The organism is Actinomadura sp. KC06 (genome assembly GCF_004348735.1).
Lineage (GTDB): Bacteria > Actinomycetota > Actinomycetes > Streptosporangiales > Streptosporangiaceae > Spirillospora.
Genome location: NZ_SMKT01000212.1, coordinates 1 through 12,418 on the forward strand (window position 1 = coordinate 1; position 12,418 = coordinate 12,418).

The 12,418-nt window shown below is 63.9% G+C and carries 14 protein-coding genes; 2 read left to right on the top strand and 12 right to left on the bottom strand.

Annotation, left to right across the window (positions count from 1 at the left end):
• Window positions 1-397: 397 nt before the first annotated feature.
• From E1287_RS38385 to E1287_RS38430, 10 genes are all read right to left on the bottom strand, one after another.
• Window positions 398-1,225, bottom strand: a complete 828-nt coding sequence (locus E1287_RS38385) for a carbon-nitrogen hydrolase family protein (protein WP_207934711.1) — start codon at window positions 1,223-1,225, stop codon at window positions 398-400.
• A complete protein-coding gene (locus E1287_RS38390) occupies window positions 1,222-3,312 on the bottom strand; it encodes a hypothetical protein (RefSeq protein WP_207934712.1) in 2,091 nt (696 codons plus the stop codon). Before E1287_RS38390 ends, E1287_RS38385 begins: the two co-directional genes overlap by 4 nt.
• A 43-nt stretch (window positions 3,313-3,355) precedes the next feature.
• A complete protein-coding gene (locus E1287_RS38395) occupies window positions 3,356-3,691 on the bottom strand; it encodes a helix-turn-helix transcriptional regulator (protein ID WP_131970235.1) in 336 nt (111 codons plus the stop codon).
• Window positions 3,691-4,776, bottom strand: a complete 1,086-nt coding sequence (locus E1287_RS38400; protein WP_243719721.1) for a tyrosine-type recombinase/integrase — start codon at window positions 4,774-4,776, stop codon at window positions 3,691-3,693. Before E1287_RS38400 ends, E1287_RS38395 begins: the two co-directional genes overlap by 1 nt.
• Before the next feature lie 165 nt (window positions 4,777-4,941).
• Window positions 4,942-6,054: a site-specific integrase gene (locus E1287_RS38405; protein ID WP_131970239.1), complete on the bottom strand. Its 1,113-nt coding sequence runs from the start codon at window positions 6,052-6,054 to the stop codon at window positions 4,942-4,944.
• 124 nt (window positions 6,055-6,178) lie between these two features.
• Window positions 6,179-6,364, bottom strand: coding sequence for a helix-turn-helix domain-containing protein (locus E1287_RS38410; protein WP_243719723.1), 186 nt, complete (start codon window positions 6,362-6,364; stop codon window positions 6,179-6,181).
• A gap of 161 nt (window positions 6,365-6,525) precedes the next feature.
• Window positions 6,526-8,253 (bottom strand): FtsK/SpoIIIE domain-containing protein, encoded by a 1,728-nt coding sequence (locus tag E1287_RS38415; RefSeq protein ID WP_243719724.1) that lies wholly within the window; start codon window positions 8,251-8,253, stop codon window positions 6,526-6,528.
• A gap of 59 nt (window positions 8,254-8,312) precedes the next feature.
• Complete coding sequence (locus tag E1287_RS38420; RefSeq protein WP_131970245.1) at window positions 8,313-8,657, bottom strand: hypothetical protein; 345 nt, start codon at window positions 8,655-8,657, stop codon at window positions 8,313-8,315.
• Between the two features lie 29 nt (window positions 8,658-8,686).
• Entirely contained in the window at window positions 8,687-8,875 is a 189-nt protein-coding gene (locus E1287_RS38425) for a hypothetical protein (protein WP_131970247.1), read from the bottom strand.
• Between the two features lie 164 nt (window positions 8,876-9,039).
• A complete protein-coding gene (locus E1287_RS38430; RefSeq protein WP_131970249.1) occupies window positions 9,040-9,249 on the bottom strand; it encodes a hypothetical protein in 210 nt (69 codons plus the stop codon).
• A 178-nt stretch (window positions 9,250-9,427) separates the two neighbouring features.
• Here E1287_RS38430 and E1287_RS38435 point away from each other — a divergent pair, with 178 nt between their 5' ends.
• Both E1287_RS38435 and E1287_RS38440 read left to right on the top strand, forming a co-directional pair.
• The gene (locus E1287_RS38435) at window positions 9,428-10,171 is read left to right on the top strand and encodes an XRE family transcriptional regulator (RefSeq protein ID WP_131970251.1); all 744 of its coding nucleotides are present in this window, start codon (window positions 9,428-9,430) and stop codon (window positions 10,169-10,171) included.
• 3 nt (window positions 10,172-10,174) lie between these two features.
• The gene (locus E1287_RS38440; protein ID WP_131970253.1) at window positions 10,175-10,651 is read left to right on the top strand and encodes an NUDIX domain-containing protein; all 477 of its coding nucleotides are present in this window, start codon (window positions 10,175-10,177) and stop codon (window positions 10,649-10,651) included.
• 373 nt (window positions 10,652-11,024) lie between these two features.
• On the opposite strand, the gene E1287_RS38445 is transcribed toward E1287_RS38440, so the two are convergent.
• A complete protein-coding gene (locus E1287_RS38445) occupies window positions 11,025-11,990 on the bottom strand; it encodes a hypothetical protein (RefSeq protein ID WP_131970255.1) in 966 nt (321 codons plus the stop codon).
• A 34-nt stretch (window positions 11,991-12,024) separates the two neighbouring features.
• Window positions 12,025-12,418: AAA domain-containing protein (locus E1287_RS38450; protein WP_207934713.1), on the bottom strand; the 394-nt coding region annotated here is incomplete at its 5' end.

Consider the following 12,418-nt stretch of genomic DNA (forward strand, 5'->3'; position numbering starts at 1 on the left):
GAGCCAGACCCATTACCCGCGCCCCCCGCCATGCCCACCCTTAAATACCTGCTCAACGCCCCCATGGCACGCATTATCGGCACGCTCAGCCAACCCCAGGGTCCGCCGACTTCTCCAAAACCACTAATGCGGGTTTCGTCTCGATCTTGCTTCCGTGCCAGCTCAGCGGGTCGGATAGCGTCGGAGGGGACTTGATTCGGGAGCCAATCTCTAGGCTGACCTGCTCTTCTCGTCTTTGAAGATGACGTTCATCTTCTCGGCACCCGTGGTGATCACGGGCCGGAGTTGGTGTTTAACGGCACCATCGGATATCAGAACTGTCTGAATGCCTTGGGGGTGATGGAGCAGCGCGGTTGGGGTGAGCATCCCGGTCCATGTTGCTTGGGGTGCCGAAGGGCTAGAAGCGGGTGTGGCCTGAGCTTCTCGGATCGTCGACGCGGCGAGGTCGATACGGTGTGCCGCTTCGTGCTTGGGCGCGCCAGGGTCGTGCCTTGTTCAGGGCGATGTCGAGTGCGGGGTCACAGCGGTCGAGGTCCACCGTGGTCACGGCGGGTGTGCCGTTGGCCGGGCAGCTTGCCAGCCGGTATCCATGCGGGCCGATCACTCCGGCGGGCATGGTGGTGCTGTGGTGCGCCGGGACCGACACGCTGATCCAGGAGGTGTTCGCGGCTGCGTGTGCGCGGGCCAGGATCTCGAAGATTGGGTCCTTGGAGAAGGTGGAGAACAGCACGCAGTCGACGTCGAGGGCGCGGTAGTCGAGGAAGATCTCCGGGAAGTTGATCTCGATGCAGAGTGCGCAGCCGAATCTGAACCCGTCGATGTCGAAGACAAGTGGCTCGAAGCCGGGCGAGTAGTGCTTGGTGATCTCGGTGTGGGAGCACAGCCGCTTGTCATAGCGTCCGACCAGCTCTCCTTGAGCTGAGATCACGTAGAGGCTGTTGTGGGGCAGGTGCGGTGGCGTCAGGTGGTGGTCAGAGCCGACGACGACCCAGATCCCGAGATCACCGGCGAGTCGGGTGATGAGTTCGAGCTGGTGTCGCAGCGCCGCAGGGTCGGCCGTGTTCGGGTCGGCGGGGTAGCCAGACACGGCGCCTTCGGGAAAGTGGATCAGACAGGCGCCGGCGTCGGCGGCCGCGCGCATCAGGCGACGCACCTGTGGGCCGTTGACGCTGGGGAATCGACCAACCGGGCTCTGCGCGGATGCGATCTTGATCTGCTCTGTCACGCTGAACCATTTTCCTTCCCCGACCGGCCTTCCAGAGCCGGGCGGGGGTCGCGGCGGCTGACGTCGGCGGCGTAGGTGGTCCAGTCGCCAGCGGAGATGTGTTGCCAGGCGACGGCGACGTCGATGTGGATGCCGAGCATGCGGGCGAGCAGTGCGGCGGGGAGTTCGGTGGCGAGTTGGAGCCGGTCCCGGGTGGGCAGGGTGTCGTCGTGCAGAAGGCGGTGGGCGGCGTCCCAGCGGGCTTGGTCGTCCAGCGCCCGGGTCGGTCCCTGCCAACGGGTCGCGGGGAAGGACAGTGTGGTGAGCCGCTGTCGGGCGGCCCAGCGGACGAAGTGTCCCGCGTGCCGGTGGCAGGAGGTGTGGTCGCCTGACAGCCATCGCTCCAGGTCGGCTTGACCGCAGGTCGCCAGGGTCAGGCGCTGGGCGTTCAGCCAGTCCAGCAGCACGACGGCGCCGCGCACTTGGTACTGGACGACGGCGACCTGCTCGTGTGTGGCGGCCTGGCCGTTGGTGCGATGGCGCAGTCGGCGGAGCAGGTGCCAGACGGCGTAGTGGTGCAGGAGTTGCCGCTGTCCGGGGTCGGTTTGGGTGGAGAGAGCGTCGTCGAGGAAGCGTTCCAGGCGCGCCATCTGCTCATCGCGTGGCGGCAGCGTTCCGGTGGCGACCAGCACACTGCGCAGATGCGCAATCATCGGGCGTGGCGCGAGCTCGTCCAGCGCGGCGTGGGTGAGCTGGCGGCGACCCGCGGCGATGTCTGCGAGCACGGTGGCGACGGGCTCCTTGCTGAGCCAGCGCAGCGCGGTGCCAGGCGGATCGGTAGCTGCCAGGTCTTGTTCCAGTGGGCGCAGGGCAGGGTGGGTGGCGCCGTCCGGGCCGGTCAGCAGCTCCCGGAGCCGCAAATGGAGACGGCAATGGGGGCACTGGCCCGCCCGAGGGCTGGTCTCGCAGGTCGGGCAGTCGGGGAAGGCCACGACGGTGCAGCTCTGGCAGAGCGGCTGGTCAAGGGTGCCGGACCGGATCGGTTTGAGGGTTTCGCAGCCAACGCAGCGGCCGGACCGGTTCTGGCAGGACGGACACCACGGCTGTCCGGTCAATCGGGAGATCCCGCAGGGCCGGTACTGGCCGCAGATCGAGCAGGTCAATGTCGGCAGCGGCGGGCAGCCGGGACACAAGGGCCCGTCCGGGGTGCGGGTACTGACGACGCGGCGACGGCCGCAGTTCACACAGTGCTCGAGGTTTGCCGGGTCGCTGACCAGGCAGTCCGGACAAAGCGGCCGTCCGGCCTGGTCGCGGGCGGCGGCCTCGCGGATCCTGCCGCAGCCCGAGCAGGGCTGGGCCCTCGACTTGGCCACGCAGTTGCGGCAGAGCCACCGTCCCTTGATCTTCCGGTGCAGGCTCATCACCCGGCCGCAGCCGGGGCAGGGTGGCCGGACGATGCCGGTGGCACCAGCGTCGCAGAGCTTGTCGATCAGGCGCAGCACCGACGGAGTTGAGGCCTCGGCGCCCGCTCCGGTGAGCAGATCGGGCCGATCCTGCACCGCCCAGGCCAGTTGATGGCGCTTGCTGGGCTGTGTCGCCGCCGCCTTGACCGCCTCGGCGACGACCTCGGTCGGCAGAGCCGGGTCAATTACCGCGACGACTTCGACCACGACCTGTGTCGGATCGCCGTCATCGGGTGGGCATCGGCGGCATCGAGGACGCCCATCACGGTCACTCCGATCCACCGGCCTTTCCTCGCCGCAGACTGCGCATGGTTTCCGGATCGGGCCGCAGACGCTGCAATACCAGTCCTCGCCGCGTCGCTGCAGCGTCTGCAGGGCCTTGCCGCACTCGGCGCAACGCGGCAGCGAGGTCGTGGTGGCTCCCGCCCTGACCAGTGCGATCAGCAGATCCCCGACCGCACGCGGACCTGGAGACCGGCCGTCGGTGAGCACGGTGGGCCGCTCAACCAGCGCCTGGGCGAGCTTGCGGCGTTTGGCGCGGCCGCCGGCGACGCCCAGCACCACCGCCTCGATCTCATCTCGGCCCAGGGTGGACTCGATGTGGCAGATCAGGTCGACGGTGACACTGATCGGGTCGCTGACCACCTCGGGGATGCCCGCGGGCTCGGCGACCGCCCGGGAGGCCTGCTCAGTCATCGATCTGGGTGATCCGGGCACGTTTCGGCCGCAGTTCACCGACCCCGGCATCGCCGCCGCCGACCGCCCTGTCCTTCTTGCCGACTTGATCGGTGGCGGGAACGGGTTCGATGAGGTCGGTCATCGCGCAATCCAGGATGTCCAGCAACGCCATCAAGATCCTCAGGCTGAGGCGTTCCGGCCGCTCCACCACCAGCCGGTAGACCTGCGAGGAGGACAGCTTGATGCCACGTTCGGACAGCGGGCCAATCAGGTCGGTAGTTGAGAACATGCCGCGGGTGGCCATCACCTGCCGAAGGTGCCACCGATAGTCCAGGTTGGCCGTCATCAGCGCTCCCCTCGCCTAGCCCCGACATCCAGCGCCGGGGCCAGGGCCCTGCGCAGCGCGGTGTTCATGAAGTCGTCGCTGACGTGGGTATAGACCGCCGTGGAGCTGTCGACCTCATGACCAACATTGACCTGGATGAACCGGCGATCCACGCCGTCCTCGGTGAGATGGCTGACGTACGAATGCCGGATCGAATGCGGAACCAGCGCCGACGGCAACCCCAGCGCCTCCCGGTAGGCGACGAACCGGGCGTTGATCTCCGCCGGTTTCACCCGGCCGCCCCGCTCGGTCACCCACAACGCCGGATGATCGCCGCAGCCGAACCGCGGCCGCACGTTCTCCACGTAATCCTCCACGGCCTCCACCGCCCACCCCATCACCGAGGCGACGTTGCGCCGCCGCGGCGGCTGCCCCCGCTTGGCCTTGCCGTAGCGGACGTTCAGCATCCCGTACCCGCCGAACTCCGGAGCCGCCGGATTACGCCCCCAATCCACCACATCCAGCTTGGACGTCTCGGTCCGCCGCAACCCCCACCCATACATGACCTTGAACAACGTCGCGTCCCGGTAAGCTGCCAGCGCCCCCTTACGCTTCGCTCTTATTGCGCGTTCGACCTGGTCATCGGCATAGTCCAGGAACCGTTGCAACTCCCGGCGGGTGAACGGGCGCGACTCGGGGCTGCCCTCGTAATCGCTGAGATGGGCGATGGTGTTCCACTCATGCACCACGGCGACCGGATGGTTCCCCGGCCCGAACTCTCGCTCACACGCCACCGCCCAGCCGTATCGGCCATCGATCAGATATTCGTTGAACAGCCTGAGCGTGCCCTGGTAGTTGCGGATCGTCGAGGGCGCCAGATGCCGTTCCGACGTCAAATGCAGAGACCACTCATCCAGATGCCCCGGCGACCATGCCCACGGAAACTCGTTGGCGAACGCCATGAACCCGCGGACCAGCCCCTCCCGCTTGCGGACCGTCTCCTCACCCAGCCCTCGGGCGACCTGCTGGGCGCGCCATCCCCGCAACATCGCCTCGACCATCGCGTCCTCCGGACGCAGCTGAACGACGCCCGACACCAGCTCCATGTGGGCAGCACCCGCCAGATCGGTTCGTCGCACAGGCCCCTCCAGGCTCATCAACCGCGACCGTTAGGAGGCTGGATCATGCATCTGACGGGCGCACCGTGCAAGCGGTTCAGGTCAAACAGCATGAACGAACGGGTCACGCGCCCTTTTCGGAGACAGCGCTGATCAGGCGACCTGCAGAAACTCACCCGTCTGATGCAATTCCCGAGGGTTACGGTAGACGGTTCGGGTGGTGCGCGTGTCCGAGTGGCCCACGAGGTCGCTGATCTTCTCTAGGGCCACGTCGTTGTCGCTCATGATGGACACGAACGTGTGTCGCAGTTCGCGCGGCACCCACGTGGCTCCGATGCCAGCCGCTTCCGTGATGCGCTGGAACCGGCGTAGGACGTCGTCGCTTGTGTAGGGTGTCCCGTCCTCCTTGCAGAAGACGAGGTTGTGTCCCTGCCACACGTCGCCTGCGGCGAGCTTCTCGGCGGCCTGACGCTTGCGGAGCGCCGTGAGCGCGTCAACTGCCATGTCCGCCATGGCGATGCCTCTGCGGCTCTTCTCGGTCTTCGTGTCGCCTCCTTCGCGGTCGGAGCGGAGGACGTAGACGATCTTCTTCTTGAGATCCACGTCCGCCCACGTGAGCGCCCGGAGTTCTTCCGTGCGAAGACCGGAGACAACCGCGAGGATGACGTACGCCCCAAGTCGGTGCTTCGGATCCTGTGCGGTCTTGAGCAGCTTGGTCGCTTGCTTGAGGGACATGGACCGCGACCGTCGCGCAGGCCGCTTCCCCTGCGGAGTGTCGACCAGTAGGGCCACATTCCGCCCCACCTTGTCGCGCCGCTCTGCGAGCCGGATTGACCGGCGGAGAAGGCCGTGGACGATCTTGAGCGTCTGCGTGGACATCACTTCGGCGCATTGGTCAAGCCACGTCTCGACGTCGTCCGCCGTGAGGTCCGTGACCTTGATCTTGCCGAGTTTGGCGATGATGTGGTGATTGACAAGGCCGCGATAGGTGCGCATCGTCGCCCTGCTCTTGCCTTGCTTGGCGAGGTGAGCGAGCAGGGCATTCGCAGCCTTCTCTACCGTGTAGTTGCGTTCGGCCTGGATTCCCTTCTCAAGCTCGTCGACCAGGTCTTTCAGCTTCGCCTTGACGATCTCCTTCGTCTTCCCCTTCCTCTTTGGTCGGTTGCGCGTCCCGTCCGGCTTGAATCCGAGCGAGATGGCCCCCGTATAGCCGTTGCCCTCCGGGTAGATGGTCGCGTCGTAGTTCCCGATAAGGATCTTTGCCATCGGATCCCTCCCTCGTATCGATCGAGGTCACCACAGACTCTAACTCAAGACGTCCCAAGAAGTCCCCAGGTTGGGAGGGTCCGTTTTTGGGCGAGTGACCGGACGGACCTCCCGGCGGGTGGGGTCAGTGCGTCTCTTCGAGGGCGGGCTCTTCGAGGGAGGTGACGAACTCGGCGAGGTGCCGGTCAGTGATGCGACGCAGCTTGCCGATCTTGATGCTGCGGAGTTGGCCAGTGCGGATCAGGAAGTAGACCTTGTCGCGTCCGATGTTGAGGATCTCGGCTACTTGCTCGACGGTGTACGCCTGCACGAGACACCACCTCCTCTCACCCGGGCGTTGTGCCGGGTTACGTGGTGCTGGGTTGTTGATCATCTCCTTGGCTACGGTGAGTGCTCGTCTCCGTCTCGTCTCACTGATGTCTCTGCCGCCCTTACGTGCAGGCGCGCGCGTGAGACGAGACGTTGAGACGACTACCGGACGTGGTCGGACGCCCTGTAGCGGCCACGCGTGACTTGGACCGCGCGGCCGGTCTTCACGAGTTCTGCGAGGCGTCGGTAGAGAGTGGGGCGGCTCATCTGCGTGATCATCACAAGGTGAGCGACTGGAAGACCCTCGTCCGGCGCGCCGTCCAGGGCTTCCCTCAGAGCAGTCTCGGCCGTGTCAGCGCTCGATGGCATCACGGGGAGGGATGGCTCGGAGACGGGCTTCAGGCGTGCCGTGTCCAGCGCGCGAAGGGAGACCTCGTCCAGAGCCGGACGGACGCCAGTGTGCCGCTCTGCTGTCTGCGCCACGATGGCATCGGTGAGCAGGTAGGCACGTGCTCGCCGTGGTGTGTCGTGTTCGGGGGCAGAGAGCAGGAACTTGCCAGGGGCATTGAGGGTGTGTGCGTGCCATCCGGCGTTCAGCATCCCTTGCCCAAGGATGAGATCGACGTCTTTCCTTTCCCGGACGCGGAAGCTCACGCGGACGTCCATCTGTGAGCGGACGGCACCCTTCCCCATCGCTTTCTGTGTGGGCCGCTGAGTGGCCGCGATAAGCGTCACCGCCACGGCGCGCCCTCGCCGCGCGATTGAGTCCGTGTCGCTGGCGGCATCTGGCGCGTCGTCGGCGAGTTCGGCGTACTCGTCCACGACGATGACGAGCGCGGGGAGTTCCGGTGTCGGCTCCCAAACACGGCGCCCCTGCGCGGCGAGCCAATCGGCACGTGCCTCAAGAATCGTGACAGCGTCGCGCAGCATGGCGCGGGCTTGCTCCGGGGTGGTGGCGAGCCGATCGATACACGATGCCCATGGCTGGAGCTCCATGCCGCGTTTGAGGTCGATAGCCCACACCACCACGTCACGGCACGCGCTGAGGTTTCCCATCAGGACATTGATTCCGCCGCTCTTGCCCGAACCGGCCACGCCTCCGAAGAGCCCGTGACGTCGCAGCAGCAGGACGCGCGCGTTAGTGGCGTCTTCGAACGGGCCGAGGTCGATCGGCTCGGTGATGGACGAGACGGATGGTCCAGGCCACGGAATCGCATCGGCGTGCGGGTCGCTGTCGAGTACCCGGAGTTCGAACCGGTTGGCTTTGTCGTCGCGCGTCGGAGCGACGCGCACAGCACCCCGGAACGTCCCAAGCGCTGACTCGATCGCGGGAACCTTTCCGATGACGTCCTGGATCGTCTGGCCGCGTGCCAGGGCGAACCTCGCACGCCATCCCCACACGTCTACTGCTGCGGATTGTGCGCGTGAGCCCGCAAGGCCAATCGCCTGGGCGATTTCCGGCCATGCGGCTAGCTGCCGATCAACGCGCACTTTGGCGCGCCGCCTCCGATGAACCCACCAGGGGACAGCGAGCGGGAACCCGGCTCCGAGAAGTATGAGGGGAAGCGGGCGGAAGGTGACGCCCAGCGCAGTTGCGGCAGCCAACCACCCACCGGCGCTCATGGCGACGGCAGCGGCATAGATCCGCTCGATTCGCAGAGCGAGCCCGACCCTTTCGCCGAACGCGGCGAGCGCCCACGCGGTAGCCGTCGTGACACCCACCAGCCACGGCCACCATTCCGCGTGCGTGAGGTGCAGAAGCGCACCCCCAAGGGCGAGCAAGGCCATCAGGTAGGCCGGTGCCAGCTCGGACCGATAGCGCCACAGGGCGCGCGCGACGAGTACAGCGGCGATGTCCGGGAACTGGTCGTCACGGTCGATGATCACCATTGGCTGAAGCCCATTGCGGCGCATCTTCCGAGCGTGTCGCCGCATCTGACGTGTGCGACTCATGGACGCCCCCAGGTGTCCGGGGGAAGGTGTCCCTGCGCGCGTAGCTCGTCTCGCAGGTAGTAGAGCGGATCCGGTTCGGCGTCGCGCTGGGCGTTGAGGGTGGCGCGTCCAGCGGCCACCAGGTTCGCGCGGTCTCGCCGTACCTTGGCCAGTTCGGCGGCAAGCCGGGTGATCTCGGAGACGAGTGCGGGGACGTCGGCGAGCGCGCCGTTCAGACGGATCCACAGATCCTCGATGGACGGCATCGCGGCGGACAGGTGGGAGACGATCTCTCGCGCGGCGAGGTTGCGCGTGCGGACCTCCTGAACGTTGACCTTGAGGCGTGGCGGTATGTCAGGCACTAGGGCATCCCTCCCTTCGGTTGGGGACGTCAGTGCTGAGAGACGGACTGGACGAGCACGGATGCCAGCTGGCGGATCTCCGGCGCGCCACTGGTCGCGGCGAGGAAGAACCCGAACAGCAGGCACATGGCGATGTGCCAGCCACGCAGGCCCATGTACCGCCACGCGACCCACACCACGGCGCCGAGGACCACCACCAGGGGAACCGAGAGGTTCACGGCCTCACCTCCTCACAGCCACATGTCCGGGTACCGCGAACCGCGCCCCCGCCGTAGCCACTGGGCGCGGGCGCGGCACTTGCGGCACCGCCGGTTACCGGGTTCGACACGTGCGCCGCACGCGCACGAGTGGCCGGTGATGACGCGAGGCATTCGCCGCATGCTCACCGCCCCGCCGGGACGTGGTCCGGCGTGTCGTCGCACGTCTGGGTGCTGAGCAGACGCCGGGAAGCCATGCCGCTGGGGGACGACTCGCCGCGCCCCTGCATCACCCGGCGCTCTTCGGCGTGGATGCCGATGACGAGCATGGCGAAGCTTCCGCAGATGGCGCCGGCGAGGAAGACGGCGAGGATCGAAGCCAGGACGAGGATCATGTGTGATCTCTCCTCTCGTAAGGCCCGTATCCGGCGGGGGCGGTTCGGGCGGTCGGTGTCTTACGAGAAAGAGCGTGCGCTTGACCTGGGGGACGAGATCACTACATGACTGGACGTGTTCATGACGTCCTCATAGGGTTGATCGCGTCCTAGGACGTCCCGGATCTCGGACGGGTGCATGCCGAACGAACGCCTACGCGCCACTCTGCTAGAGCAGGGCCTGACTATCGCCACGCTCGCCGAGTCGATCGACGTGGACCCCAAGACGGTAGAACGCTGGATCACCAAGGACCGCACCCCATACCGACGCCACCGCTACGCAGTAGCTTCGCGCCTAGGCGTGGACGAAACGTTCCTGTGGCCGGACGCCCTTTCCAATGAGCAAGTCACCGCAGCGTCCAGCAGCGAACTAGTGACGATCTACCCGCACCGAACCTCCGTCCCAAGGGACGCATGGGGACGTCTCTTCGCCGCAGCCGAGGAAGAGATCAGCGTCCTGGTCTACTCCGGCCTCTTCCTCTCCGAAGACGCAGGCATACAACGCACGCTCGCAGAGAAAGCCAGAGCCGGTGTCCGCGTCCGCATCCTCCTCGGCGACCCGGACAGCCCCCAGGTAGCCGAACGCGGCACAGACGAGGGCGTAGACGACGCCATGGCCGCCAAAATCCGCAACGCCCTCGTCCTCTACAAAAACCTCCGCAAACAAGACGGCGTCGAGTTCCGCTCCCACCGCACGGTCCTCTACAACTCCATCTACCGCGCAGACGACCAGCTCCTCATCAACACCCACGTCTACGGCGTCACCGCCGCCCACGCCCCCGTCTGGCACCTACGCCGCATAGCTGGCGGCGACCTGGTGAACACCTACCTAGACAGCTTCGAACGCGTCTGGGAAACCGCCACACCCATACCAGGGGGCTGACCCATGGGCCGCAGAATCGACTACTACGACGATCCCAACGCCCCCAAGGCCAACAGCCTCGTCCCGTCCGTCAACGTTGTCGTAGAGAACGACAAGGGCGAGATCCTCATGATCCGCCGCACCGACAACGAGAACTGGGCCCTACCAGGCGGCGCAATAGACCTAGGCGAATCCGTAACCCAAGCCGCCATCCGCGAAACCAAAGAAGAAACCGGCATCGACGTAGAGATCACCGGCCTAGTAGGCATCTACAGTGACCCCAAGCACGTCATCCACTACACCAGCAACAACGAAGTCCGACAGGAGTTCTCCGTGGTCCTCACTGCCCGACACGTTGAGGGCCAGCCTACTCCGAGCAGTGAGTCGAGCCAGGTACGTTGGATACAGCTCAGCAAAATTCCCGATCTTCAAATGGATCCGTCCATGCATCTCCGCATAAAGAACTCTCGCAAAAGTAACAATTCGCCAGTGGTTAAATAACGAGGATTATTCCACTCAATTTTGAACCCACGTTACTTCTCGAGCGTTTTTTAGGGCCTCCTCATACGTTTCATCTACGTATTCTGGTACCTTGACTAGGGTGCCCTCTTGTTGTCGGTATGTCCGACTATTCCCACCTCTGCGGGAAAGAAGCTCGGAACTTGTGGTGACCATTGCGTCGTCGAAGATGAGCAGACTTGAGGAAAGATCTGGAATGGACCCGTAAAAGAATCTATCCGAATATCTCTGCTTCAGAGTTCTAAACCTTCTCTCCAAAACGGCAAAACCTTTGTCGTCCGACTGTGGTTGAGCCCACCCGAGATGTACTTGCGCGCCACGAGAAAGACGACGTTCGAGTCGCTCGAGAAATTCGTCATTCACGGTTGAGGAATCGAACCGTCGGAGAAAAGATCAACAAGCGCCGCAGAGCCGAATCAATTGCTTCTGTTACCAGATAAGGCTGCTCGAACGAATTAACACTCCGGACCTTGTAATCACGTACCTGTTTGTCGAGATCATGCCACTTGAGCGACTTCGAAAGATCTATCTCCATTCTTTTTCGCGCGTGATCTACCTGCTCCTGTGGAACGCGAATCTGCTCGAGGTAATCAGCGAGTCCGGGACGAGTTTCAGGTTCTAGAGCCTCAATATTTAGATGGCTAGCGCCACCTGAACGTTCCAAAGACATGCCATGCTCACGACTGATTGCATCTTCGACTACAACCCCGAGGCGCACCTCACCTCGGGAAGGGTCGGCGTAAACTAGCAGCTTAACGGGGAGGTAAGAGTAGGAACTCGGACGTACTTTCCGCACACTAAGGATCTCGACTGGCTTTCCTTCTCCGAGCAAACGGTTTAGCTGCCGCGGAACGATATCTTCCTGTTTCACGCCGGCGCTTTGTAGAGCCGGCAATACAATCAGACCCCTTCGCGCAACATCTCGTTTCTTAGCGAGGGCTGACCTTGGGTAGTCCGCAACTTGCCATGTCATGCGATCAAAGGATACTTTAAGCTGCCGCTGAACAGGTTGGACTGCAGAAAGGTCAGTTACTAGAGTCCGGCCATAGTCTGTAAGCAGCAGTCGGCCGGTCTGACCAATCCTGCTGTAATTAACTGACCCGTCGGAAATACGATCAGCAGCGGCGACTTCAACTATAAACTTTTCTAGGCCGAGAGTCCTCGCAATTTCCTCCACTTCATCGACGCCTGCAGCCACAAGACGCAACAGATATTCATCGAGCAAAGGAAGTGGCTTACGCTCTTGCGCCAAAACATCACAAGTGACCACCGTAACAGGGATGGCAGCGTCATCAATTGCAATTAGAGACAATCCTGCCATCTCGTGAGCATATCTTTGTGCGAGTAGAATGTCGTTATTCCACATTAGCGGCACTCCGAATCTCGCAGTCCTCTTTGTGGGTATCCATATATGCCAACACATCTCGCAGAGCTCCCGGCGCAGACCTGCAAAAGTCTGCATCTCCGATGATAGTCAGCCCGAATCGGGCACGGGAGAGAGCGACGTTGATTCGGCGCCAGTACGGCTCTGACAGGAAGCCCATTTTCCCCTTGGCATTGCTTCGCGTGACTGTGAATATCGCGATATCTGCTTCCCTTCCTTGTGCGGCATCCACAGATTGCAGAATGACGCGCACGTGTCGCAACTTGAGCGAAGCTAGTCGACGGTCTATTTCCTCCAGTTGACGCCTATAGGGAGCGATAACCAGTACTTCTAGTTTTGCAGGGCTATCAAACTTCAGTAGGTTC